Consider the following 25328-nt stretch of genomic DNA (forward strand, 5'->3'; position numbering starts at 1 on the left):
TCAAGAGGGACAGATGGCCGTTATTTATAATACGAACTATACAAACAATCCGAATGCTTATCTGACCCTTGCTGTGCAGCGGGCAGCAGTCGAGCTGCTGGGTAAAGAGCACGTCGTGGTTGCCGATAATCATAACCTCGGCGCACTGGCTGCGGCAGGTGAGCATGATACACTGCTCTGTATTGACGGGCAGCGTATCAATATGGCCCTTTTGCAACGTGTTCGGCCTGCCTTTAAGACTATGATTTTGTGGACGTTTGAAGATCCTTTTATGAAGGACTTCAATGTCGCAAATGCGGGTTTGTTTGATTATATTTTCACAAATGATCCATCCTGTGCTGAGGCCTACGGGAATAAAGGGCATTATTTACCGCTGGCTGCTTCACGCTCGCTGCATGATCGTAAGATTAAAAAAGCTGATGAGCTTGAGTATGATATTTTCTTTGCGGGGACGATGTGGCCAAACCGCGTTAAAACTCTGCGTCATATTATCGCAGCGTTCCCTGATGCACGCCTGAAGCTGATTTGCCCAGGCAATGAGTACCTGCCACCTTTGTCATCCGACCTTGCAGAACTCGCTATTCAGCGTTCTGTCAGTCACGAGGCTTTTGTCGATTTTGCCAATGTCAGTGCTGTGACTCTGACTATGTTCCGTGATTATGCCAGCCATGGTGACACCAGCCAGGCGACCGCTCCCGGGCCAAGATTTTACGAACTTGCTTTAGCTGGTACCGCTCAGGTTATTGAAGCGCCTGAAGCAATGGATAGTAAATATTTTGACGACGTTAAAGGTATTGCCCTGGCGCGTCATACTGGTGGTGTCATTGCGGCGATTGATGGTTTCCTTAATAACAGCACGTTACGTAACAGAGCGGCTCAGGCTGCTAAAAAATCTGTTATGGAAAAGCATCTTTATGAAAACCGTATCAATAAAATTATGGATGTAACCGGCGCTAATTTATATAAGCGTCCGGCAGCTGCTGTTATTGAAGCGAAGAAAGTTCGTCCTCTTCGTGTGCTGATGTGCACTCATTCGACTAAATATGAGGCAGCCTGGGGCGGTGTGGAAGTATACCAGGAAACATTGTGCACTTTGCTTGGGCGTGAGGTTGATTTTTATTACTGGCTCAGACGTGACGGATGCTGTCGCCTTCTGACGTCCAGTGGTGAAGAGGTTGAGCGCTTTGATGTGCCTGAGGTCGGCTGGACAGACGCCATGTGCGATGCTCCTGAGGAAGCAGCTTTTTCTAATGTTATCAGTCATTATAATTTTGACGTTGTGCATTTTCAGCATCTTGGTCACCATGCTCTGTCGCTGCCTATTATTGCAAAAGCCTGTGGTGCCGGCGTTGTTTTCTCTGCTCATGATTTCTGGTTGATTTCGTCGCGTTATAATTTGCTCGACCAGAGCTTCATTTATGATGAAGAGCTTACAAAATCGGTTGTTGCTTACGATAATATTCTTAAAAATTCGTCGAATATTGAGTATGGCGGCGAGCAGACCCGACGTGCCTTTGTCGCGACTATGCTGCATTCTGTTGATTTGCTGCTGTTCGGAACCGAGCATTCTTACAATCTGGTCAGTGAAGTTTACCCGATTGTTAAAGAAAAAAAATGCGCTATTCTGGGTATCCCTTCACCACAGAGCACACTGCCTGTAACGCGCAAGAGTTATGCCCCTCTTGTGGATGGTAAACTGGGTGTCGCTATTGTTGGTAATTTTTTACGCACAAAAGGCGCCGATACGATCCTTAATCTGATCGCACTGGCTCACCCGGATCATTTCCATTTTCATATTTTTGGTGCTGTTCATCCTGAATATCAGCAGGTTCTGAATAGTATGATGGCGCCGAATGTTACAGTGCACGGCCAGTATTCGATGGGTAGCACAGATGCCCTGAAAGTGGCGGATGTTGCGCTTAACCTGAGTATATGGCCTGAGACTTATTGCATTTCGCTGTCAGAAGCATGGCAGAATGGTCTTATCCCTATCGTGACCGATATCGGTGCGCTTCATGATCGTGTTGAAAATGGCGTAAACGGTTTTAAAGTACCTGTTAATAGTCCTTCCGTTGTTCTGGCCCGCCTTGAGCTTCTGCGTGCATCTGAGACACTTCGCCAGAAGATTATGAGCAATATTACCCCTGCGCTGTGGCCTGATGCAGAAAAATATGGTCGTGAGCTTTATAAAATTTATCAGGATGTTGCTCCGGTTCAGCGTCTTGGCTTCTCTGAAATGCAGATTGATGCAGGGCAGGTTCATTTACTGCCTCATGAGATCTGGCGTAAGCAGGCTCCGCCTCGTCATATCTTTGATCCGCCAACAATGCGTGATCTGAGTGTAGAGTTGCCTGAAGTTGTAACAGACTGGTTCGCTATTCAGGATGCAGAATATTATATTGATGATATCTGCCATCATGTTTTTGCTGAGAGTGAACTTTCTGACTTTGATAAGGCTTATGAATTTCATATTCGTGGCTGGCATATGGTCCCGCGTGTTACGACGACCGGTACACTGTATACCGTTCTGATCGGCAGCGAAGATCAGCCTGTTATTTTCATTCCCTGTGTCAGAGAGTCACGCCCTGACGTACTGACAATTTATCCTGATGCTCCTCGTCGTTCAGGTTTTGCAGGTCAGGTGGCTCTGCGTGGAAAGTGGTGTGAAGGTACGTTCCGTATTGGTCTGGTGAACGTAATTAATGGCCGCGGCAGCTTTGCTCTGACAGCTTTCCAGATTGAAGTTGAAGGTGCAAAAATTAACCGTATCATCCAGAGCCCATCATCTGTTGAACGTGTCATTGCTGACTTCCAGCGTATTTCTCATCAGGATAGTCTGCTGAGAGGCATCAAGCTCAAGCACCTGAATCACAGGCGTCCTCTTGAAATTACCCGTGCAAATGGCATCGAGTACTATATTGATGAATGCACGTCTCTTATCGGTAGTCCGGCTCCTGAAATTACAAAAAATAATTTCATTCTGAAGGGATGGGCGTTCCAGCATAATACCCGTGCTGCTGGTCAGATTTTTCTGGCCTGCATTTCGGAAGACAGTGAAAGCATGTTCTTTGTTGGAACGGAGCGTAGCCCCAGAAGCGATGTAGGCGGACTGTTTTCAGATTCACCGCTCTGCGCAGGATTTTTTGTAGAGATATCTTTTAAAACGGGTTTATCTCAGCACTTCAGTGGTAATTACCGTGTTTGCTTGCTTAATGTTATCAATGATTCTGTAAGTATAGAGCCGCTTAATATTCTGCTGACTCTTGATAATAATATTTTGAAAAAAGTAAGTGATAGTGATTTGTCAGAGAAAGTGACAAATCACATTCATCATATTTTTGAAAGTCATTTACATGCAGAAGCAGCAGGCCTGAAACTGGTCTGAGCTGATTATTTCTCCACAGCCATGGTCTGTGGAGAAATATCTCTCCTGATTTTTGGGGTTATGACTTCAATATTTTAATAAAACAAAGCCAGGTGCACAAATCTCAGTCCCGGGCTTTATTTTTATGAAGTGAAAATTTTCTCAGCAGTTCTTACCAGGCTGGTTACGTTGCCAGGTCCCCGTTCAGGAGCTTCAAGCCGTGGGCCAAGCCGTGCTTTAAATACCATAGGTACTGGTGGAAGCTTATAGAACGGCCAGCCTTGTGAGAGGTATGGAGAGGCAGATTCAATAATAACCGGTTGAACAGGTTTGCCGGTGCGCTGCGCTATGATGGCAAAGCCCCCCTGAAATGTACCTGTTTTTTCACCAGGTTTAGAGCGCGTTCCTTCCGGGAATAGTAAAAGTTGCGCGCTTTCGTCGAATGAGCGTTGAATTTCAGGGAAAAGTTTATTTAACGGTTTAATTTCAAGGTAGCCTGCCGTGCGCAGTGTCATGCCCATGGCGTAGCGTTTCCATATAGAGCTTTTTGTCACTGCGATGGCATTGGGTAGTAAGGAGGCCAGAATCATACCATCCATGCGGGAGGGATGGTTGGAAATAATAATCAGGTTTTTTTCTTTTTTAATTTTTTCTATTTCATCGAAATCGCATGTAAAGAGCTTTGATTTAATGAGGTAGCGAACACCTGCGCCTGACATAATGGCCAGCCATTTACGCCCCAGACAGCGCCGGAATGGCGTGTCAGGCAAAAATAAATTAATCAAAAATGATCCGGCATCCATGATTATAAAAAGTAATCCGAATACGATCAGGGAAAGAAAAAATTTTATATGAATTAAAATGATATCTGCAAATTTCATGGTGAGCGGCCAAAATTATGTATTTATTAAAATTAACTTTTATACATAAATTTTTTGTAATGCAACCAGAGGAAAGTGACACGACACCATATGGGAGGGTTTTACGTTTTCTAAAGCAGGTGCTTTTTCGCGGCAGATGGCCTGTGCATAAGGGCAGCGAGGGTGAAAATGGCAGCCTGAAGGGCGTGAAACCGGGCTTGGAATATCCCCTGTAATGGCAGGTAGCCCTGTTTTTCCTTTTGTGGGGTGAGGGATCGCCTGTGTCAGCATGCTGGTGTAAGGGTGAGCCGGCGTGTGAAGAACGGTGTCTGTTTCACCTATTTCCACAATCGAGCCGAGATACATCACGGCAACACGTGTTGATATTTGTCTGACGACCGAGAGATCGTGAGAAATAAAAACATATGTCAGGCCGAGCTGGTCCTGCAGGTCCGCGAAAAGATTAATAATCTGAGCCTGAACTGATACATCAAGGGCTGAGACAGGTTCATCAGCAACAATTAACTGCGGTGAAAGAGTAAGGGCGCGGGCAATGTTAATACGCTGCTTTTGTCCGCCCGAAAATTCGTGAGGGTAGCGCTCAAGTGCAGAGCGGGGTAGCCCGACAAGATCAAGTAATTCTGTGAGGCGGGCAGTTATCATATCTGCCGTGTGTTTGCCGTTTATCGGGTCAGCATGCACACGCAGCGGTTCAGCCAGCAGGTCGCCAATACGGCGGCGTGGATTCAGGGAGGCTGATGAATCCTGAAAAACCATCTGAAGTCTCTGACGCAGAGGGCGTAATTTTCTTTCTGAAAGCCGGGTGATGTCCTGTCCATCAAATAAAATACTGCCAGATGATGCAGGCAGCAGGCGCAGCAGGCAGCGGCCAAGGGTTGATTTGCCGCACCCTGACTCGCCAACCAGCCCAAGCACTTCGCCCTGCCTGACCGAGAAGGAGATATCATCAACGGCTTTCAGCGTTTTTCTGCCTGGCAGCTGATATGTCTTGTGCAGGTGGCGTACTTCAAGAAGGGTTTTGGTTGTGTCTGGTGCAGGTATCGACATTTCTAGTGTTCCTGCTGGCCTGAAGTGGAGAAAAAGCATGCAGCCTGCTGACCATTTCCTGCAGGGGAGAGAGGTGGAATAGTCGAGCAGATTGTCTGTGCATCGTGGCAGCGTGGTGAGAAGGCACAGCCTGCGGGTCGCTCGTGCGGGGCGGGGGGTGTGCCTGCAATAGCGGGTAGTCTGTGGGGGCGTTCACCATAAAAAGGAGGAATGGAGTTAAGCAGAGCTGTTGTATAAGGGTGCCTGGGGTGAGCAAAAAGTGCTTCGGCCAGCCCTGTCTCGGCGATGCGTCCGGAATAGAGTACCATAACGGAATCACATGTTTCTGCCACGACGCCCATGTCATGCGTAATGAGCAGAACAGATGACCCGTGTGTGTCACGTAATGTGCTGATGAGTTCGAGTATCTGCGCCTGTACTGTGACATCAAGAGCTGTTGTTGGTTCGTCAGCAATCAGGAGTGTGGGGTTACACGATAAGGCCATGGCAATCACAGCCCGCTGGCGCAGCCCACCGGATAACTGATGGGGGTAACGGTTTGCTGTGCGTGTCGGGTCAGGCACGCCCATTTCGGCGAGGAGTTGCACGGTGCGTTCGCGGGCCTGTTTGCGAGAGAGGCGCTCATGCGCCATAATCTGCTCATCAATTTGCCAGCCCACAGTATAAACAGGGGTGAAGGCAGTCATCGGGTCCTGAAAAATCATGGCAATGTCACGCCCGCGAATGGCGCGCATTTTCCTGGCTGAGAGACCAACCAGTTCCTGCCCCCTAAAGCGTACAGAGCCAGTAATTTTCAGTCCTGGCGTATCAAGCAGCCCCATAATGGCGGTAGCTGTAACGGATTTGCCAGAGCCTGATTCGCCAACCAGGCCGAGAATTTCGCGTTCTCTGAGCGTGAAGGAAATATGCTCAATGAGGGCTACAGAGCGCCCGTATGAGGGAATGCTGACACACAGGTCTTTAACTTCCAGCAGGGGCTGAGATGTGGAGTGGGGAAAATTAACGGCCATCACGCACTCTGGGGTCAAGGAGAATATAAAGAATATCGACAACAGCATTGGCAAGAACGACAAAGGTGGCTGAATACATCACCGTTGCCATAATGAGGGGCAGGTCGAGGTTCGTCAGAGCCTGATATGTCAGGCGGCCCACACCAGGCAGACCAAACACGACTTCTGTCAGCAGGGCACCACCACCCAGCAGCTGTGCAAAATCAAGACCAAAGAGCGATACGTAAGTAATGGCTGAGGTGCGCAGACCATGAAAAACCAGGATGCGGGCTGGCGAAAGACCTTTGGCGCGTGCTGTGCGCATAAAATCTTCCTGTGCCAGAGCGACAAGGTCAGCCCGTAATATACGGCTGTAAATGCCAATAAACATAACGGCCAGCACACACCAGGGAATAACCAGAGCTTTAAACCATGCCAGGGGGTTTTGCGTCAGCGGCACATAACCTGGCCCGGGCACCCATGAGAACAGCCATGTGTCATGATAGCGGCTGAGTGAAATCAGGTTGGCAACCTGGCCCAGCCAGAAAACAGGCATAGAAATACCGACAAGGCCGAGCATTATCAGAGTGCGGTCAACCCAGCTTCCTTTCATGGCTGCGGCCAGTGTGCCCATTGCCACTGAGACGATAAGCCAGATGACAGCACTGCCACAGACCAGAGAGAGGGTAACAGGGGCTGCCTGAATAATTTCAGGTACAACCTGTTCACCACGATTAGCATAAGAGGTCAGATCCCGGGTGATGAAGAGTTTTTTCATCATGGTGGCGTACTGAAACGGCAGAGGACGATCAAAGCCGTATTCATGTCGCACTTTTTCCATCGTCTGGGGGGAAGCATTGCGTCCTGCAATGCGTGCCGTCGGGTCAGCTCCGGGCGTTGCAAAAAAGACCAGAAATACCAGAACGGAAATACCAAACAGGACGATAAGCGTCTGCCCGACCCTGCGGAGAAAAGCTGAGAGCATAGAGTTTTCCTCCTTCAGCGCGAACGGCGCGTGGCGTTGCGAATGTCCAGGGCGTCTCGCAGGCCATCACCCAGAATGTTGAGGGCAAGAACAACAAAAACAATCGCAAGGCCCGGAGCAATGGCAACGACAGGGCGGGAGTAAATCAGTCCTTCCCCATCCTGAATCATGGTTCCCCATGAGGCAGCGGGAGCCTGTACACCAAGTGACAGGAAGGAGAGGGCGCTCTCAGCCAGTAAAGACAGCGCCATGAGGAGCGGGCCAAGCACAACCAGAGTGATCAGCACATTGGGCAGAATATCAAACAGGAGCACACGCCACTGAGGCACACCAAGGCAGCGTGCTGCTGTGACAAACTCAGCCTGTCGCAGCACCATAACCCGTCCGCGTACAGGGCGCGCGGCATAAGGGACATAAACCAGTGCAATAATGATGATGGGAATAAGCAGGTTATCGGCTTCAATCGTAAAAGGGCCAATTTGCAGCCCGTGCCTGACCGTGATGATGGAGAGGGAAATAGCAAACAGATAAACCGGTACAGCCCACATAATATCCATCAGTCGTGACAAAATACTGTCAGTGATACCGCCAAAATAGCCGGCTGTGACACCCACGAGGGTAGATAAAAACAGACACAGAACAGCGGCACAGGCCGAAATCATCAGGGAGTTTCTGCCACCATACAGCAGGCGTGCAGCAATATCGCGGCCCTGGCTGTCCGCCCCCAGCAGATAAGCTGTGTGACCTGTTGGCCCAATAGGGCTGAGACCCAGATGAAGCGGGTTATCATTAGGTTGCATGATATCCACCTCATGCCCGTTAAGGACAATACTGCCCGCAACGTTTGAGGCAAAGGCGTCAGTATGAGCTACATAGTGCGCATAAAGTGGTGCCAGAAGGCAGGCGAGCACTATGATGCACAAAACAGCAAGGGCTGTCATGCTGCCTTTATCAGCCAGAAGGGTACGGGCGGCCTGTCGCCACAGGCTGACAGAGGGAGCCGGAGAAGCAGGAGTTTGAAGGTCAGTGGTCATTTGATCTGAAGCTGAGAGAGCAGAAGGTCATCGTTAAGGGTGGCAATGGCATTATGAACGCGTTTTGCCAGCAGGGTTACGCGTCTGATCTGTACTAGTGGTACGGAGGGAGCCTGCGCCATCAGAGCACGGTCAGCCCTGGCCCATGAGGCATTGCTCGCGTCATAGTCTTTCAGTGCCAGCATGGCAGACTGATCCATGAGCGCATCAATGTCCGGGTTGCAATAAGCCGAGACATTGAGGGAGTTGTCTGAATGGGGGTGAATGGTGGTGCACGAATATAAAGTTTGCAAAAAGGACGAGGCAGAGGGGTAGTCAGCCTGCCAGCCTGTCAGGGCAATCTGCACACGGTTGTCACTATTCTGAATATAGGAAAACTGTACGGCCTGGGTCATGCTGCGCACTGAAGCGTCATATCCCAGTTGAGCCAGTGTATTACGCAGCTCTGTCGCCATAGCGCCGTAGCGCCCGTCAAGTGGTGCGACGATTGTGATTTTTTGCCCGGCTGTACCGCTTTCCCTCACAAGCTGACGTGCTTTTTCCAGGTCGGGTGCCTTCCATTCTGCCGCCGGGTGCTCTGGTGAAGCCCCCTTTGTGTAGGCACATGACGAGTCAAAGCCGGGTGCTCCGGAGGGGATGAGCTGGCATATTGGCGTCGCGACAGCAGGGCCACCGTGATAAATAACCATGGCGTGGCGGTTCACGGCATAATTGAGCGCCTGTCTGGCTTTCAGGTTGTCAAAGGGCGGTAGTGTGGTGTTAAGAGCGGCATAATAATAAAGAAGCTGGCTATATATTTGCACCTGGCCTGCAAAGTGGTCACCTGCCTCACCCAGCCGGTCAAGGGGAATGCTCTCATACATCCAGTCAAACTGACCATTTTCGACAGCCGTTAGCTCTGACTCCTGGTCAAGACCAAATGTGGCTTCAATAATATCAGGATAGCCGGCTGGCTGGGCATCATGCGCCCACTCATGAAAATAGGGGTTGCGCTCCATGCGCAGAAAACGTGTTGGGTCATACCCTGTGATACGATACGGCCCTGTACCCGGAGGGGCAGTGTTACCTGTGTCAGAGGCTGGTGTATCAGCGGGCAGAATGGCCGAATGCGACCAGGCCAGTCTGGGGAGGAATTCCGGGTCAGGTGTGTCGAGGTGGAAGGTTACTGTGCGGCTGGCGGGGTCTGTTGTTATCCCTTCTTTCAGCGTGCAGTGCGCGGGGTCAGCAAGGCATTCTTTTGCCCCCTTAAGGTGGCTGTAATACGGACCAGCTGTCGGACTGCCGGCTTTAAAAATACGGCGGAAAGACGCTGCAACATCTTCAGTATTCAGTTCATGCCCGTTAGAAAACCGGATACCTTTGCGCAGGGTAATACGATATGTCAGCCCGTCATCTTCAGGTTGTGGTACGTTTTCTGCCAGGCTGGCGATTACGGGCACTGCCCGTGCACCTGCAAATTTTGGATAGGCAAGGAGTGTGTCATAAACAGGGGTTTCGAATTGCCGCGTCAGTGCCATATAGGAGATCTGAGGGTCGAGCGTGCCGCCTGAACTCTGGGCCACCATACGCAGTGTGCCCCCTGAATGTGGCAGGGGAGGTGTTTGTGAGTCGTTTTGTGCCATAGCAACGGCAGGAGACAGAATAACCACGCTGACTGACAGTGTCTGTGCGATAACAGCGAGAGTGGATGCACGCAGGAAATTCATGCGAGCGGCAAAAGTAAGGCATCTCAGCACCTGATGTCATACTCCGGTCTGGCTGTTAAAAGAGGGGGCCTGGATTATAATTTCCGTTTTTAAAACGAAAAGAAAGTAATAAACGAAGGAAAAGGATATTTTTCCGCAAAATGTCTGATTTTTCAGTGCGTAATGTTGACCTCTCATTAACGCATAGATAGTTTGCAACGATTTTTTTCAAAAATAAGCTTTCAGAAGAAGAGTTTTTCTATGCTGAAAAGCTTTATGACGAGAGAACAGACCTGAAAGTATTTGGACATGAATTGTCATAACCGCAAAGAATTCATGAGTGCTTTATCCTTTCTTTCAGAAAAGATCAGAGTGTTATCACGTGTAACGTCTGTTTTTTTTGTTTTGTGTCTGACGATGATGGTGCCAGTACATGTGGCCCTGGCAGCTCAGAGCAACACAGTGCAGACAGACCACACGGTTGCAACGCTCATTACCGCGTCAGATGCAGCAGACGAGCAGAATCCCCTGCATGTTGCACTACGCCTGCAGCTCAGCCCGGGCTGGCATACATACTGGCTTAACCCCGGTGATGCCGGTGAGGCCGTCACGACAGAGGTTGCAGCTCAGGGAGCGTTGCAGGGTAAGACCAGTACTATTATCTGGCCTGTGCCCCTGCGTATTCCCGATGCCTCCCTGATGTCGTATGCTTATACCGGCGATGTTGTGCTGCCTTTATCGCTGACTCTCCGTAAAGGAGACGCAGTTCAGAACCGGGTCGAGGTAAAGGCCCATGCGGACTGGCTGGTCTGTGCCAGTCTGTGTGTGCCCGAAAGCGGAGATTTTACACTTACGCTGCCGGTTGGTACCCCCGCACCTTCAGCGCAGGCACCTTTGTTTGAAGCCGCTGGACAAAATACCCCTGTTCCATCACCGTTTACTGCGACAATGACCCCGCAGGGATTACTCAAAATCAGTGGTGGTCAGTTTTCAGAAAGATCGGTGAAAGAGGCCTGGTTCATGCCTGAGCAGCCTGGCCTTATTAACCAGCCTGCTGAGCAGAAACTGAGAGTTGAAAATGGAGATGTGCTTCTTCAGCTCACGCTGCTGCCAGAGTTTAAGGGGCATCGTTCATTATCTGGCGTGCTTGTTCTTAAAGATGCTGATGGTGCACAGCGTGCCCTGACACAGGCAATAACGGTAAGTGAGGCCCCTGCAGTCACGCCCTCTGCAGTAGCAGCGCATACTGGCCTGCTGAAGGAAATCGCTTTTGCGCTGCTGGGTGGGTTGATTCTTAACCTTATGCCCTGTGTTTTTCCTGTGCTCGCGATGAAGGCTCTGTCAGTTGCAAAAATGGGGCATGGTCAGCGTCATGCACAAATTGGCAGCGCAGCCTGTTATGCCGCTGGTGTGATGGTAAGCTTCCTGGCACTGGGCGGGTTGATTATGAGCCTGCGTGTAGCCGGGAGTGCCGCTGGCTGGGGCTTTCAGTTCCAGTCAACGGTGTTTGTCACGGCTATGACATGGCTTTTGTTTGTTATGTCTCTTAATCTGCTTGGTGTCTTTGAGTTTCTGCCGGTTTCAGCAGGGAGCGGTCTAAACGCACACAAACATGGTTATATGCATGATGTACTGACAGGCGTTCTGGCAACGGTGGTGGCATCTCCCTGCACCGCACCATTTATGGGCGTGGCTATAGCCGGTGCGCTTTCTGGTCCGCCTCTGGCGGGGCTGAGTGTGTTTGCGGCTATGGGGCTCGGGCTGGCAGCTCCATATCTGCTGCTTGTCCTGGTACCTGGTCTCGCCTCGAAAATGCCAAAACCAGGGCCGTGGATGCAGTATCTGCGTCAGTTCCTGGCTTTTCCTCTTCTGGCAACCTGCGTCTGGCTGGTCTGGGTGGCTACGCTACAGGGCGGGGCGCAGAGTGTGCTCATGCTGGCGAGCGGGCTGGTGATGCTGGCATTTTCAGCATGGTTGTATGGCGTTGCCCAGGTACGTTTTATACAGCGTGGTATGACACACGGGCTTTATGGCGTGTATGGCCTGGCGATAGTGGTGTTTGTCGGGGCACTCAGCCTTTTGCCCATACTGGCCCAGAGCAGTGGCAATGTATCGCAGGCCCGTGCATCCGGCCTGCCAGAGGGTGTTGAAGCCTTTACTCAGGCCCGTTTTGACGAACTTAAAGCTCAGGGTAAGCCAGTGTTTGTTGATATGTCAGCAGCCTGGTGCATTACCTGTCTGGTGAATGAGCGCATAGCGCTTGATATTCCGGCAACCAGAGCGGCTTTTGCAAAATATGGTGTGACAGTACTGCGCGGTGACTGGACTAACCATAATCCGGCTATCAGTGCGTTTCTGAGCGCGCACGGGCGTGATGGTGTGCCACTTTATGTATACAGCCCGGCGCATGGGCCTGAGGTGACACTGCCTCAGATTCTTACGCCGGCACTGATTTTAAAAACGCTGGAGCAGTAAGCCGAAAGGCTTACTGTTTTGCGTCAGGATGCATAATTTGTTCGAGACGTGCCTGCATTGCCCCGGCATCCAGCGTGGCGTCAATGCTGCCCTTATAGTGGGCATCCGGGTCCATGACGACGAAGGAGGGAGACATCTTCATGGTGTAGCCCCATTCGGGGTCTGATATTTTTTCGACAGGAGCATGATATTCGCGGGCAAGCTCAGCCAGAGCTTCAGGTGAAGCTGTGCCCGCTACAACACGTGTGCCCATATCATCAGTATACTGATGCAGGCGTGGGGCATTGTCGCGCTGCGGGTCGAGGCTGACAAAAATAATCGAGGCATTGCGCCGGTAAGGGTCAACCTTGTTCAGGGCCTCTGACATGTTGCGCAGGGCGGTCTCGCAGGCGTCCTGAGTGCAGTGGGTTGCGCCAAAAAGCACGACTATCCAGCGACCACGAAACATCAGGTCAGTCATTGAGCCGGTTGAGGCGTCCATCAGGCGAAAAGAGCCGCCCACCTCATTGCCATAATTGTTGAGTTTGACGCCATGCTGCATGGCAAGAAAAGTACCTGCCCCTGTGGCAATGCCAGCCGCGAGCAGGACAGTAAGGGTGACGGTGAGTACACGTTTATCTTTAGGGGTCATGGGTTAGTGTGCCTCTGCCCAGTTATTTCCGATACCTGTTTCGACAACCAGCGGCACAGAGAGCTGTGCTGCGTTTTCCATAATATCGCGCACCAGGGCAGCAACACGCGGTGCCTCATCCTCACTGGTTTCGAATAAAAGCTCATCATGCACCTGAAGGAGCATGCGTGCAGACAAACCTGCATCTGCTATGGCACGGGGCAGGCGGACCATGGCACGTTTGATAATGTCAGCGGCCCCCCCCTGAAGCGGGGCGTTAATGGCCTGACGTTCGGCATATTGTCTGCGGGCTGCATTTTTATCGTGAATTCCTGGTACGTAGCAGCGTCTGCCAAATGAGGTTAGTACATAGCCCAGTTCACGGGCCTGTTCGCGCATACGCTCCATATAATCTCTGATACCGGGATAGCGTGTAAAATAGGCCTCGATATAGGTGCGGGCCTCACCTGGTGAGATGCCAAGCTGCTTTGACAGACCAAAAGCAGAAATGCCGTAGATAATGCCGAAATTAATAGCTTTGGCTTTGCGCCGGGTGAGGGAGTCAATCTCTTCAGCCGGAATGCCAAAGACCTCAGAGGCTGTACGGGTGTGAATATCCTGTCCCTGTGTAAAGGCCTCCCGCAGTGCAGGAATGTCAGCGGCATCAGCCAGCAGGCGCAGCTCAATCTGCGAATAGTCAGCTGAGATCAGTTTTTTACCTCTGGACGCAATGAAGGCTTGTCGGATGCGTGTACCTTCTTCTGTGCGGACGGGAATATTCTGCAGGTTAGGCTCGTTGGAAGAAAGGCGGCCTGTGGTGGTAATTGCCATCTGAAACGAGGTGTGCACTCTGTCGTCTGTGGTAGCCTGACGCAATAGTGCATCGGTATAGGTACTTTTTAGTTTTGCCAGCTGGCGCCATGCCAGTACTTTCTCTGGCAGGGCATGGCCCTGATCGACCAGGTCCTGCAATACGGAGGAGTCAGTGCCCCATGCTCCGGCTTTGCCACGTTTACCGCCTTTAAGGCCCATCTCGTCAAACAGAATTTCACCCAGCTGACGTGGTGAGGCGACATTAAATTCACGCCCTGCTTCCGCGTGAATATCTGTCTCCATTACTGCCATACGGGTTGCAAAATCTTCTGACAAACGGCTCAGTGCTGCACGATCAATGGCAATGCCGGTTTTTTCCATCTCTGCCAGGACGGGCGAGAGTGGTCGTTCAATCTGTTCATACAGGGCAAGACACTGGTTTGCACGCATGGAAGGGTGCAACGCATACCACAGGCGAAGTGTGACATCGGCATCCTCTGCCGCGTAGTCAGTCGCTTTACTGACGGCCACCTGAGCAAAAGGAATTTTATTGCGGCCTGTGCCGGTAACGTCTGTATAGCTGATGGGCTTGTGCCCCAGATGCAGGGCAGAAAGCTCATCCATTCCCTGCCCATGCAGGCCGGCGGACTGCACGTAAGAGAGCAGCATCGTGTCATCAGTCGGGCTGATGTCTGTAAAATCAAGGCCTGCACGGTCAAAGACCAGCAGGTCAAATTTGGCGTTCTGAAAAATTTTCAGCACGCTTGCGTCGGCCATCAGCGGGCGTAGCAGAGTAATGGCATCATCCGGGCTGAGCTGCTCGCCTGCAGGCTCTTCCAGGGTGCCCTGGTGGCGCAGGGGCACGTAACAGGCTTTGCCAGGTGCCGTCGCCAGCGAGATGCCAACTATACCGGCACTCAGCGGGTCAAGGCCGTCTGTTTCTGTGTCAACGGCGCACAGGCCGGCCTCCCGCGCGGCGGCAACCCAGCGTTCAAGCGCTTCAGCTGTTCGTACGGTCTCATAACCGCTGTAAGGGGGGGCGGTAACTGTTTCAGAAATGCCGGTGTCGGCCTGAGCTTCTGTCGGGTTGACTGATGCTTCAGCTGTGGCGCGGGCTGCTCTGTGTGCTTCTGTGCCGGCATAGGTGGCCATACCCATACGGCTGATGAGTGAGCGAAAGCCCATGTTTTCAAGCCAGGCAGCCAGAGTTTCTTTTTCAGGTTCTTTTACGGTCAGTTCGTCAATAGCGACAGGCAGGGGAACGTCACAGGCCAGTTCAACCAGGCGGCGTGAGATGCGGGCTGCCTCTGCATGCTCGATCAGCATTTCGCGCTTTTTGGATTTTTTCATCTCCGGTGCAGCACTGAGCACAGCTTCGAGTGTGCCGAATTCATTAATCAGGGCAGAAGCCGTTTTAGGGCCAATGCCTGGCACTCCCGGTACGTTATCGCTTGAGTCACCCATTAATGCCTGCACATCAATCACTTTATCCGGGGTGACGCCGAATTTTTTTTCAACCTCGGCAAGACCAATGGGCTGTTGCTTCATGGGGTCAACCATGCTGACGCCATTGCCAATAAGCTGCATCAGGTCTTTGTCGGATGAGACAATAGTGCAGGTGCCGCCAATGGCCTGAACGGCACGGGCGTAGGAGGCAATCAGGTCATCAGCTTCCCAGCCTGGTAATTCGATGCCCGGCACATTGAATGCCCGGGTTGCATCACGTACCAGGGCAAATTGCGGGCGCAGCTCTTCGGGGGCTTCAGGGCGGTGAGCTTTGTAGGCCGGATATATTTCTGAACGGAAGGTGTGTCTGCCCGCATCAAAAATAACAGCCAGGTGGCTGCCTGCATGTTCACGCAGCAGGCGCGAGAGCATGTTGGTAAAGCCATAAACAGCATTAACCGGCACACCTGCCGGGCTGGTCATTGGTGGCAGGGCATGAAACGCGCGGAAGATAAAACCGCTGCCATCAACAAGGACAAGATGAGGTGTGGAGGTCTGAGTCATGATGCGGCAACCAGGTGAAGAGCTGTCAGAAACTGATGTGCCAGAAGCAGGGGCACATCAGTGGGATATGCGGCCTTGTGCCGGATGTCCAGAACGCAGAGCCGTTATCCTTATGTAAGCAGCCTGTAAGCGGCTATTTACTGAGAGTATGCAGCTTTTGTGAGAACTGCTCAAAATCGGGTGCGCCGTCACAGCCTGAAGGGCGGTGGTAGAGGCAAACAGAATCCTCTTTACATTTTATCTGCTGCCAGTCTGCTCCCGGAGAACCACTCTCTCCATACGTGCTGGTAATAAGGTAGTTATAATGCTGCTGTGTTGTTTTTACTTCCTCAGGTGAGGTCAGCAGGTAGAGAGGGATATGTTTTGTCAGCCCTGAATACCCGGCACCTATTTCCCGATAGGTGTCAGCCTGAGGGTCTGTCAGTAGTCCGATGCCACAAATATCATGCCGGTGTGTCGCCTGTAATTCAAAGCTGATGCCATAATTGCCGCGTGAGAGATAAGGGGTGTAACTGCTGTAAAAAGCAAAGAGCAGTAAGAGGCTCAGCCCTGCAACAGGCATGGCTGCAGGGCTGAGCCTGGCGATAATATGCGTATAGCATCCGCAGGCTGCACAAAAGACCAGAAGCGGTACAGCAGAATAAACAAAGCTGACTTCTTTGTGTGGGATAAGAGAATGATAAAAAACAATAAAAATAGCAACCAGCAGGGGTATTCTTCTCTCTTTGCCACTTTTAATGCAAAAGAAAATCAGAGCAGGAAATAAAGCGCCCCACAGCAGGGCATATTTTTGCACATAATAGCCAGGCCATTTTTTGCCAAAGCTGTTCGCAACGCCCAGTGTCTGATTATAGTGATAGTTTCTGAAAACAGACTGAAAAGCCTGCTCCAGCGTCAGATAATCTGTCAGGCCAAGCGCAGTAACAGGTATTAAAGCAGCGAGGCAGCCGATGAAAAATGGTTTTATTTTGCCTTTTTGAAGCAGGAAGAGGAACGCCAGGGCGGAAGCAGGGGCTATCTGAAACCTGATGGCAGCGGCCAGACTTAAACAAAAGCCTGAAACAGCGGCCAGAAAAAAGCAGATTCTTGTCGTGCTTTCCTGGCGATATGCAACAAGACAGATAACGCCCACACATAAAACATTCCCAGCCAGAAACTCCCCCAGTGTGCGAATGCCACCGCTGAGAATGTCAGGCCAGAACGCAGCACAGACTCCGAGTGTCCACGCCATTGCGCTGCCGCCATTGCGCCAGCCGTACCAGAAAAAAGCAATAACAACCGGCAAAGAAAAGAAAGCGGTGCAGACTCTGATAAACAGTAGTTGCTGTGTGATGCCACAGGCTGCACCGATTTTCATAAGCTGAGCGATAATACCAGGTACCAGCCATGAGCGAATACCGGCATGCCATTCCCAGGTGGTTATGCCGGTTCCAAATGCCAGTTTATGTGCCGGTTCCATATATTGAAAAATTTCATCTGGTCGCCAGGGCTGCGGCCATACAATGGCGACCAGCAGGCGGGCTGCAAATGCCATGAAAAGGCATAAAGTGAGCGCGCTGTAAAAGCCAGGGCGAGCGCCTGATGGCCTCAGAATATGCAATGTCGTCTTCCTGTGCGTTTTCTCTGTATGGAAGTTTCCGCCCGTATGACAGAAGGCAGAGGGCGTCAAGCAAAAGGGATGACTGTTCGGAAGGATAAGTCAGATGCACAATAGTATAATGCTGGCAGTATCAATATATGCCAGAATAAAAAAACATCCGTAAGTAAAAAGGAGGAGCACTGTTATGTCACAGAGCACTATATCTCCCGGCCAGGAAGATGAACGCGAACGGCGTCTTCAGCTTCTTCTGGCGCGTTTGCCTGTAAAAATACAGAATTATGTAGCGCGCCTGCGCCGCCCTGAAGCAAAATGGACCCGTATTCCCGCTGGTGTTTTATTTATTCTTGGTGGGTTTTTATGGTTTTTGCCTGTGCTGGGCATATGGATGCTGCCCCTTGGCTTATTGCTGCTCTCAGATGATGCCCCCCTTTTAAGGCGGGCAAGCGGCGTTATTCTCGAATGGATAGAACGTAAACACCCGAAATGGATGGGTTTGAAAGACTAAAGATTTTATTGGAGAGAGGGCTTAAAACCACTTTAAAAAGTGGTGCCCAAGGGCGGAATCGAACCACCGACACAGCGATTTTCAGTCGCTTGCTCTACCAACTGAGCTACTTGGGCACTGTAAGCCTTACAGCGTGAGAGGGGTGTATCTCACCCCGCTCAGATGATCAAGAGACTAAATGCGCTTTCTGTTAATTTTCTTCGTTTTTTTCTGAAGGTTCGGCCGGGACAGGAATACTGTAAGTGCCATTAAACCAGCGGCCCAGGTCAATGTCAGCGCAGCGGCGTGAACAAAAAGGCCGTGTTTCATGGTTTGCTGGCGCTTTGCAGATGGGGCAGGTAGCAGTTTTAGTCATTTGTGTCTGTTCTCCAGCTTAAGTCGGGCAAAGAGGGATCAGATTTTAATGTAAATGGTTTACCCCGCAGGCGGGCACAGTCAGCCACAGTCTGCGGTATCGTTTCAAGAATAGCAATCAGCCGCAGGCTGCCACGTAGCTGAGTTGCCTGGGCTGCATCTTCGCTGCACATAGCTCTCAGCGCTGCCAGAGCACGCCCCCGAGGGGAGGTAAGTAGTTCAGGTAATGAGGGGTGTATGCGGGCCCGTACAATTTCAATCAGCCCCAGCGCTGTAATATCTAGGCAGCGTGGCTGTAGCGGGTCAGCTTTAAGCATGGCTCTGACAGGTTCAAGCAAAGCCTGACGTTTTTTGACAGCGAGACCTGCCGGGTCAATGAGAATAGCCCCGGAAAGGTTTCGCAGCCTGATCTGGTGCAGTAAGACGGGCAGAGCATCACGGTTAGCAGCAAACTGGGCTGTTTGCTTGGTCTGCCCTGAAGCAGAGGGAGGGGCATCCATATCAATTGCGATAAGTGCCGGTGTGGGAGTAATGCTTGCACTCATCCTGCCGGGGAGTGTGACGATTGTGTCTGCCAGCGCATCACATGCCTGATTGATGCTGGCTGGTACAGGCTGAAATAATCTGCGCCGCCTGTCACGTAAAGCTGGCGGGATAAGCGCTGCGGCCTCAGGGCTGTCAGCACATAACTCAGCCTGTGGCCAGAGCTGAGCCAGTCGTTCAAGCGGGGTTGGCCCGCGGCTTATAAGGCCTGGCTGTGATGAGGCTGGCAGGTCGGGCTGTGTGCCTTGTGGCAGGCGCAGGCGCAGGCCTTTACCGCCAAGGGCCGCGCGCGTGACCTGCACAATCAGGTTATGCCCTTCGGTAAGCTGCGCCTGGTTGCCAGAGAGAGACAAAAAGCCCTGCTGCCTGCCCAGGCCGATATTGACAAATGCACCGCCCATAGCAGGTACAAGTGTCGCTATACGTCCGTGATACAGGTCCCCCACACCGTCGGGAAAATCAGGTCGCCAGAGAGTATAGTCCAGGAGTTCATCGTCCTGAACGACAGCAAGGCGCAGTTCTCCGGGCGTGTAAGCCAGGTAAAGTTGCTGTGTCACGGCAGCCAGTTGCCAGGTTGTCCACGCAGCAGCTGTGCTGTCTCGAACAGTGGCAGGCCAATAACGGCTGAAGCACTGCCTGAGATGAAGCGTATAAAGCCTGCGGCATGCCCCTGCAGAGCATAGCCACCAGCTTTGCCCTCCCAGTCGCCGGCATCAAGTAATGCGTCAATCTGATAATCAGAAAGGCGCGAGAACGTAACAACGGTTTCTGTTACCCGCTCACAGGTGCGTCCCTCAGGCCAGGCAGCAGAGGGCATAAGCCTGATTGCGGTCATAACAGTATGACGACGACCAGAGAGCATGCTCAGGCACTGACGTGCTGTAGCTCTGTCTTCCGCTTTGGGCAAAATGCGCCGCCCGAGCGTGACAACAGTATCCGCCCCGAGAATTAAAGCCGGGTCAGAGAGCTGCTCAGCCACACGCCGGGCTTTTTCATCAGCCATACGCTTTACATACTGACGTGGCGGCTCATCACGCCTGGGTGTTTCGTCAATACTGGCAGGCAAAACACGGTCAGGCACCAGCCCGAGCTTAGCCAGAAGGTCCAGCCTGCGGGGTGATGCTGATGCCAGGACAAAAGCCGGGCGTGTTGCATTGTCGCTGCCGGGTGCCCCAGGCATTGTCATGATGCTTACTTGAAGCGGAAGGTAATACGACCTTTGCTCAGGTCATAGGGGGTCATTTCAACATTGACCCTGTCACCCGCCAGAACACGAATGCGGTTTTTGCGCATTTTGCCGCTGGTGTGGGCCAGAATCATGTGTTCGTTGTCAAGTTTGACACGAAACATTGCGTTGGGCAGGAGTTCGGTGACTGTGCCGCTAAATTCAATCATGTCCTCTTTAGACATGGCATCCTTCGTTCATTTTAGGGTCTCATCAAGGTTGTGTTGTGCAGGTATGGGTGAGTGCCAGCCTGCGGTCAAGCGTTAGGTGTATTTTTCGTTAGTGCATCAAGCCGGGCAGAGATGCTCAGAGCGTGTGCTTCAAGCCCTTCAGCGGTGGCCAGAGCGACCCCGGCAGGGCCGATGCGTTTCAGGGCTTCAGGCCCGCCTGCCAGGAAAGTTGTGCGTTTCATAAAGTCGAAAACAGAGAGGCCTGAGGCAAAGCGTGCTGTGCGTGATGTGGGCAGTACATGGTTGGGGCCGCCGACATAATCTCCAACAGCTTCAGGGCAGTAACGGCCAAGGAAAACCGCGCCTGCGTGGCGTACACGAGCCAGCAGAGGCTCAGGGTCATCGACCATCAGTTCAAGATGTTCAGGGGCCAGGCGGTTGGCCAGTTCTATGGCTTCGTCAAAGTTGCGTACAACAAGAACAGCGCCGTTACGCTCCCAGCTGGTGCGGGCAATAGCTGAGCGGGTCAGTACTTTGAGTTCGGCCTCAACAGCGGCTGTCACAGTGTCAGCAAAAGAGGCTTCAGGTGTAATCAGAGTCGCCTGAGCTTCTTCGTCATGTTCGGCCTGCGCAAGCAGATCAAGTGCAATCAGACGCGGGTCAGTGTTCGAGTCGGCAATAACCACCACGTCAGAAGGTCCGGCAATGCTATCAATGCCGACATGCCCGAACACCTGACGTTTAGCTTCAGCCACATAAGCGTTGCCCGGGCCAACAATGCGGTCTACCGGGCTGATTGTCTGTGTGCCATATGCCATGGCTCCGACTGCCTGTGCTCCGCCCACACGGTAAATTTCGGTTACTCCGGCGCGTCGTGCGGCGGCAAGAACCAGTGGGTTAATTATACCGTCAGGTGTTGGCACACACATTGCCAGGCGTTGTACACCCGCAACCCGTGCCGGGATGGCGTTCATTAATACTGATGAGGGGTAGGCCGCCTTGCCGCCAGGTACATACAGGCCGGCTGCATCAAGGGGAATCCAGCGCATGCCCAGTGTCATACCTGCGTCATCAGTATAGCGGGTATCTTTAGGGAGCTGAGTTTTATGAAATGATTCAATACGGGTGGCTGCCAGGTCGAGGGCCTCAAGCAGTTCGGGGCTGACTTCAGCGCATGCCTGCTCAATTTCGTCTGCTGTGAAAGCCAGCTTATCAGGTGTGAGTGGCAGGCGATCGAATTTTTCGGTCAGAGCGCAAAGCGCGGTGTCTCCTTCTCTGCGTACCTGTGCGAGAATGGCAGCAACGGGTTCGTTAACCTTGTCGCTTTGTTCTTCGCGTGAGGCAAGGAGAGAAGAGAAGCCGGCCTCAAAGCCTGAATCACGAATATCGAGCCGTTTCATGACAGTGCATGCACCTTATTAGACTGTGGCAAGTGGAAGGGAAGTTTTACAGGCTGCGCGGAATGTATCGAGAATAGCTGTAATTTCTTCAGGACGGGTTTTAAGAGCTGTGCGGTTTACGATGACACGGCTGGTAACACTGGCAATCGTCTCGACTTCACGCAGGCCATTAGCACGCAGAGTTGAGCCGGTATCAACCAGGTCAACAATCAGGCGGGACAGGCCCAGCATAGGGGCCAGTTCCATCGCGCCATGCAGGTGCACAATGTTGGCGTTAATGCCACGTGCAGCAAAATAACGGCGTGTAATAGCAGGATATTTTGTAGCTGCCCGTACTTCAGACCATTGTGACCATTCATCAGCACTATGGGGCAGGTTTTCAGGCTGTGCGACTGAAATACGACATTTACCAATGCCCAGGTCAAGGGGGGCATAAATGGCGGGGTAGTCAAATTCCATCAGCACATCGGCGCCACAAATACCAATATGTGCGCCGCCTGTGGCGACAAAGGTTGCTACGTCAAATGACCTGACGCGCACAACATCAATATTCGGATTGCTTGTCGGAAAGCGTAGTTTGCGGCTGCTGTCGCCCAGGCAGTCGTCAGAGGGGGTCAGGCCAGCCTGTTCGAGGAGTGGCGTAACAGCCTTGAGAATACGCCCCTTTGGCAGAGCCAGAATAAGAGGCTGGTGGTCTTTCGTGGCAGGCTGAGGCGCGGTCATGAAACTTCCGGTCGGGACAAAACAGAGAACACGAATGTTCCTAGCACAGGAGGCTGATGCGGCAAAGATTGAGAGAGAGGAGGCCGGGCCTCCTCTCTCTCACGATTGTTTTAAATGTTAGCGACGCCACCATCCGGTGCGGGGACGACCTTTGGGGGCCTCGTCACTGATCACAACAGGCTGCACCACTGAAGGGTCAGCATCGTTGTCTGTGCCGGCCTTCTCTGGTGCGGAGCTTTCGCTTTCAGCAGCTTCAGCTTTTTTCGAAGTGCGTCTGCGTCGGGCAGGTTTTTTCTCCTGCACGGCCTCACCACTGTCTTCAGCTACGACTTCCGGCTCCTTTTTGCGGGCTGGTTTGCGGCGTGTCTTAGGTTTATCTTCAGTCGCGACTGCTGGCTCATCAGCCTGTACCGGTGCGGCAGAATCATCCTGTGTGACCACTTCACCAGTCTCTGTCGCTTCAGCTTCAGTCTGTTTGGCGCGGCCAGAGCGTCTGCGCTTTGAGTTGCGGCTTTTCTGTGGCTGATCCCCGGTTTCTTTTTCAGCAGACTCCGGTGACGTTACGTTGTCTTTGCTGACAGTTGCAGTTGCAACAGCTCTGATAACAGGCTCCTGATAGTCTGAAGTTTCCTCAGTCGGATCTTCATCAGTCAGATCAAACATCTCCACTTCATCACCGAACGGATTAGCGGGTGTTGGCCCTCTCCAGATCGGCACATGTCTGACAGCTTTGTTATCGTTTTGCTCAGACTGTTTGGCCTGCTGCTGTTCCGGACGGCGCACGCGCGAATGACGTGTACGACGTCTGCCTGGCATCAGAGCGTGTTCGGTCTGTGCAACATCCGGCTGTTCATCAGACGGTTCCGGCGTGTCAGAGGATTCTGACTGTACAGGCTGAGGCGCGTCAGACTGGTTCTGGTCATTATGCTGCTGCGCACGGTCCTCGCGGTTACCCCCGCGGCGGCGGCGGCGGCGGCGGCGGCGGGGCTCTTCTTCGCCTGCAGCCGGGGCTATTGCAGAGATATTCTGCTCGCTGGTTTCAGCCGGTGTTTCGGTCGCAACGATCTGTGCTGCTGGTGCAGTTTCAGCGGCCAGAGGCGCATCAGCCGGGGTAGTAACAGGTGAAGAGAAGCGCTCTTCTCTGCCGCTGGCCTGCTGGCGTTCGATACGAATTTCAGGGGCAGGCAGTGTATTGTCAGCCGCAAAGAGAATTCTGACGCCGTGACGTTTCTCTGTTTCTGCAACCCATGAGCGTTTATTGTTGAGGATGTAGAGAGCGATATTGCCGTCAACATATACAGTCAGTGCAGAGGCCCTGCGACGATTGACTTCTTCTTCAATGGCACGAAGTACGTGCAGCGCAGAGCTTTCAATGCTGCGTATCATGCCAGTGCCATGGCAGTGCGGGCAGGGTGCAAACACCGCCTCTGCGACGGAGGGGCGCAGTCTCTGCCGTGAAAGTTCCATCAGGCCAAAATGGGAGATGTTACCCATCTGAATACGAGCCCGGTCATTACGCAGCGCATCTTTCATGCGGCGTTCGATCATGACGTTGTGGCGTCGGGATTCCATGTCAATAAAATCAATGACAATCAGGCCGGCAAGGTCACGCAGGCGGAGCTGACGGGCAATTTCGTCTGCTGCTTCCTGGTTAGTGCGGAAAGCTGTTTCTTCGATATTTCTCTGGTTTGTGGCTTTACCTGAGTTAATATCGATAGCAACCAGAGCTTCTGTCTGGTTGATGACCAGGTAACCGCCAGAACGCAGCGACACAGTCGGAGAGAAAATAGCGTCGAGATGACCTTCGACATGGTAATGCGTGAAAAGTGACTGGTTATTGCGGTTCCATAGCCTTATTTTGTCGGCATGCTGCGGCATAAGCAGGCGCATAAAGTCACGGGCAGCTTTCCAGCCGGCTTCACCATCAACCAGAATTTCACTGATTTCACGCGTATAGCCATCGCGGATAGCGCGCTTGACGAGGCTTGCTTCTTCATAAATCAGCGTGGGTGCCAGAGACTGCAATGTGTGGTCACGAATGTCGTCCCACAGGTGCAGCAGATACTCGCAGTCACGCGTAATTTCGGGGCCAGGGCGCTGGGCACCGGCTGTGCGGACAATCATGGCCATGCCGCGTGGCAGCTCAAGGTCAGAAATAATGTCGCGCAGGCGGCGGCGATCGGGCACTGAGGTGATTTTGCGTGATACACCACCCCCACGCAGTGCGTTGGGCATCAGCACACAATAGCGACCAGCCAGAGAAATATAGGTCGTCAGCGCAGCGCCTTTATTGCCACGTTCTTCTTTGACAACCTGCACCAGAATAACCTGGCGACGATGGATCACTTCCTGAATGCGGTAATTGCGCAGAAATCTGGCAATACGCTTTTGTATCAGGGCTTCGTCGCCGGTGTCTGTTTCGCCGCCAACATAATCAGGCGCATCATTGCGTGAACGTGTACGTGCTTCAGGGACTTCATCACCCCCTTCAAAAGCCGGCGAATCGTCCTCGGCTACAGATGCAGCAGTATCGTCGTCTGTTTCAGATCGTGCTTCAGGTGGCTCTTCGCTTTCTTCGCGTTCGGCCGCCTCAAGGAGGGCCTCTTCTTCAGCCTGAAGGGCCAGCAGCTGTTCGCGGTCTGCAACAGGAATCTGGTAGTAGTCGGGATGAATTTCGCTGAAAGCAAGAAAACCGTGGCGGTTGCCACCATAATCTACAAAGGCGGCCTGAAGGCTTGGCTCAACACGCACAACGCGCGCCAGGTAGATGTTCCCTTTAAGCTGTTTTTTTGCAGCTATTTCAACATCATAATCTTCAAGCCGGTTTCCACCCATTACCGCAACACGCGTCTCTTCCGCATGTGTTGCATCGATTAGCATACGCTTGGACATCAAAAACAAAACTCCGATGCTGC

General features: G+C 52.3%; 19 protein-coding genes and 1 tRNA gene. 3 read left to right on the forward strand and 17 right to left on the reverse strand.

Going from position 1 to position 25328, the window contains the following annotated elements; all coding sequences use genetic code 11:
- Positions 1-13 precede the first annotated feature (13 nt).
- On the forward strand, positions 14-3385 hold the full coding sequence (locus GOB58_RS06980) for a glycosyltransferase (protein WP_173559734.1): 3372 nt from the start codon (positions 14-16) through the stop codon (positions 3383-3385).
- A gap of 122 nt (positions 3386-3507) precedes the next feature.
- Here the strand turns inward: GOB58_RS06980 and GOB58_RS06985 are convergent, their stop codons facing one another.
- From GOB58_RS06985 to GOB58_RS07010, 6 genes are read right to left on the reverse strand one after another with little or no spacing between them, the layout of a single operon-like run.
- Positions 3508-4245 carry a lysophospholipid acyltransferase family protein gene (locus tag GOB58_RS06985; protein ID WP_086553628.1) on the reverse strand — a complete coding sequence of 246 codons (738 nt, stop codon included), beginning with the start codon at positions 4243-4245 and terminating at the stop codon, positions 3508-3510.
- Between the two features lie 39 nt (positions 4246-4284).
- Positions 4285-5286: an ABC transporter ATP-binding protein gene (locus GOB58_RS06990; RefSeq protein WP_407651754.1), complete on the reverse strand. Its 1002-nt coding sequence runs from the start codon at positions 5284-5286 to the stop codon at positions 4285-4287.
- A gap of 8 nt (positions 5287-5294) precedes the next feature.
- Positions 5295-6302, reverse strand: coding sequence for an ABC transporter ATP-binding protein (locus GOB58_RS06995; RefSeq protein WP_173559736.1), 1008 nt, complete (start codon positions 6300-6302; stop codon positions 5295-5297).
- Entirely contained in the window at positions 6292-7266 is a 975-nt protein-coding gene (locus tag GOB58_RS07000; RefSeq protein WP_173559737.1) for an ABC transporter permease, read from the reverse strand. The genes GOB58_RS06995 and GOB58_RS07000 overlap by 11 nt, the downstream gene beginning before the upstream one ends.
- A gap of 14 nt (positions 7267-7280) precedes the next feature.
- A complete protein-coding gene (locus GOB58_RS07005; protein WP_173559738.1) occupies positions 7281-8300 on the reverse strand; it encodes an ABC transporter permease in 1020 nt (339 codons plus the stop codon).
- Complete coding sequence (locus tag GOB58_RS07010; RefSeq protein WP_265793119.1) at positions 8297-10036, reverse strand: ABC transporter substrate-binding protein; 1740 nt, start codon at positions 10034-10036, stop codon at positions 8297-8299. Before GOB58_RS07010 ends, GOB58_RS07005 begins: the two co-directional genes overlap by 4 nt.
- 285 nt (positions 10037-10321) lie before the next feature.
- Here GOB58_RS07010 and GOB58_RS07015 point away from each other — a divergent pair, with 285 nt between their 5' ends.
- Entirely contained in the window at positions 10322-12460 is a 2139-nt protein-coding gene (locus GOB58_RS07015) for a protein-disulfide reductase DsbD family protein (protein ID WP_242005257.1), read from the forward strand.
- A gap of 10 nt (positions 12461-12470) precedes the next feature.
- On the opposite strand, the gene GOB58_RS07020 is transcribed toward GOB58_RS07015, so the two are convergent.
- From GOB58_RS07020 to GOB58_RS07030, 3 genes are all read right to left on the reverse strand, one after another.
- A complete protein-coding gene (locus tag GOB58_RS07020) occupies positions 12471-13091 on the reverse strand; it encodes an SCO family protein (RefSeq protein WP_173559739.1) in 621 nt (206 codons plus the stop codon).
- Between the two features lie 3 nt (positions 13092-13094).
- Positions 13095-15893: a DNA polymerase I gene (gene polA, locus GOB58_RS07025; RefSeq protein ID WP_173559740.1), complete on the reverse strand. Its 2799-nt coding sequence runs from the start codon at positions 15891-15893 to the stop codon at positions 13095-13097.
- 133 nt (positions 15894-16026) lie between these two features.
- Positions 16027-17493: a glycosyltransferase family protein gene (locus GOB58_RS07030; RefSeq protein WP_173559741.1), complete on the reverse strand. Its 1467-nt coding sequence runs from the start codon at positions 17491-17493 to the stop codon at positions 16027-16029.
- 184 nt (positions 17494-17677) lie between these two features.
- On the opposite strand from GOB58_RS07030, the gene GOB58_RS07035 reads away from it, so the two are divergent.
- The gene (locus GOB58_RS07035) at positions 17678-17998 is read left to right on the forward strand and encodes a hypothetical protein (protein ID WP_086635485.1); all 321 of its coding nucleotides are present in this window, start codon (positions 17678-17680) and stop codon (positions 17996-17998) included.
- A gap of 40 nt (positions 17999-18038) precedes the next feature.
- Here GOB58_RS07035 and GOB58_RS07040 read toward each other — a convergent pair.
- From GOB58_RS07040 to GOB58_RS07075, 8 genes are all read right to left on the reverse strand, one after another.
- Positions 18039-18114: transfer RNA gene (locus GOB58_RS07040), tRNA-Phe, on the reverse strand.
- 74 nt (positions 18115-18188) lie between these two features.
- Positions 18189-18353, reverse strand: coding sequence for a DNA gyrase inhibitor YacG (locus tag GOB58_RS07045; RefSeq protein WP_086553637.1), 165 nt, complete (start codon positions 18351-18353; stop codon positions 18189-18191).
- Positions 18346-19452: a ribonuclease E/G gene (locus GOB58_RS07050; protein WP_173559742.1), complete on the reverse strand. Its 1107-nt coding sequence runs from the start codon at positions 19450-19452 to the stop codon at positions 18346-18348. Before GOB58_RS07050 ends, GOB58_RS07045 begins: the two co-directional genes overlap by 8 nt.
- Positions 19449-20081 carry a Maf family protein gene (locus tag GOB58_RS07055; RefSeq protein ID WP_173559743.1) on the reverse strand — a complete coding sequence of 211 codons (633 nt, stop codon included), beginning with the start codon at positions 20079-20081 and terminating at the stop codon, positions 19449-19451. Before GOB58_RS07055 ends, GOB58_RS07050 begins: the two co-directional genes overlap by 4 nt.
- A 5-nt stretch (positions 20082-20086) precedes the next feature.
- Complete coding sequence (gene infA / locus GOB58_RS07060) at positions 20087-20305, reverse strand: translation initiation factor IF-1 (protein WP_003622234.1); 219 nt, start codon at positions 20303-20305, stop codon at positions 20087-20089.
- A 71-nt stretch (positions 20306-20376) separates the two neighbouring features.
- Positions 20377-21690: a histidinol dehydrogenase gene (hisD, locus tag GOB58_RS07065; protein WP_086635482.1), complete on the reverse strand. Its 1314-nt coding sequence runs from the start codon at positions 21688-21690 to the stop codon at positions 20377-20379.
- A gap of 18 nt (positions 21691-21708) precedes the next feature.
- Positions 21709-22413: an ATP phosphoribosyltransferase gene (gene hisG, locus GOB58_RS07070; protein WP_086553641.1), complete on the reverse strand. Its 705-nt coding sequence runs from the start codon at positions 22411-22413 to the stop codon at positions 21709-21711.
- A gap of 117 nt (positions 22414-22530) precedes the next feature.
- Complete coding sequence (locus tag GOB58_RS07075; protein ID WP_173559744.1) at positions 22531-25305, reverse strand: Rne/Rng family ribonuclease; 2775 nt, start codon at positions 25303-25305, stop codon at positions 22531-22533.
- Positions 25306-25328: the final 23 nt, after the last annotated feature.

Origin of the sequence: Acetobacter thailandicus, from assembly GCF_011516655.1 — a bacterium.
Lineage (GTDB): Bacteria > Pseudomonadota > Alphaproteobacteria > Acetobacterales > Acetobacteraceae > Acetobacter > Acetobacter thailandicus.

Coding starts and splice junctions, on each gene's coding strand:
- GOB58_RS07020 (WP_173559739.1), bottom strand. CDS start 13,091: ATGACCCCTAAAGATAAACGTGTACTCACCGTCACCCTTACTGTCCTG.
- GOB58_RS07075 (WP_173559744.1), bottom strand. CDS start 25,305: ATGTCCAAGCGTATGCTAATCGATGCAACACATGCGGAAGAGACGCGT.
- hisG (WP_086553641.1), bottom strand. CDS start 22,413: ATGACCGCGCCTCAGCCTGCCACGAAAGACCACCAGCCTCTTATTCTG.
- GOB58_RS07000 (WP_173559737.1), bottom strand. CDS start 7,266: ATGCTCTCAGCTTTTCTCCGCAGGGTCGGGCAGACGCTTATCGTCCTG.
- GOB58_RS07045 (WP_086553637.1), bottom strand. CDS start 18,353: ATGACTAAAACTGCTACCTGCCCCATCTGCAAAGCGCCAGCAAACCAT.
- GOB58_RS07035 (WP_086635485.1), top strand. CDS start 17,678: ATGTCACAGAGCACTATATCTCCCGGCCAGGAAGATGAACGCGAACGG.
- GOB58_RS07015 (WP_242005257.1), top strand. CDS start 10,322: ATGAGTGCTTTATCCTTTCTTTCAGAAAAGATCAGAGTGTTATCACGT.
- GOB58_RS06980 (WP_173559734.1), top strand. CDS start 14: ATGGCCGTTATTTATAATACGAACTATACAAACAATCCGAATGCTTAT.
- GOB58_RS07005 (WP_173559738.1), bottom strand. CDS start 8,300: ATGACCACTGACCTTCAAACTCCTGCTTCTCCGGCTCCCTCTGTCAGC.
- GOB58_RS06995 (WP_173559736.1), bottom strand. CDS start 6,302: ATGGCCGTTAATTTTCCCCACTCCACATCTCAGCCCCTGCTGGAAGTT.
- GOB58_RS07055 (WP_173559743.1), bottom strand. CDS start 20,081: ATGACAATGCCTGGGGCACCCGGCAGCGACAATGCAACACGCCCGGCT.
- GOB58_RS06985 (WP_086553628.1), bottom strand. CDS start 4,245: ATGAAATTTGCAGATATCATTTTAATTCATATAAAATTTTTTCTTTCC.
- hisD (WP_086635482.1), bottom strand. CDS start 21,690: ATGAAACGGCTCGATATTCGTGATTCAGGCTTTGAGGCCGGCTTCTCT.
- infA (WP_003622234.1), bottom strand. CDS start 20,305: ATGTCTAAAGAGGACATGATTGAATTTAGCGGCACAGTCACCGAACTC.
- polA (WP_173559740.1), bottom strand. CDS start 15,893: ATGACTCAGACCTCCACACCTCATCTTGTCCTTGTTGATGGCAGCGGT.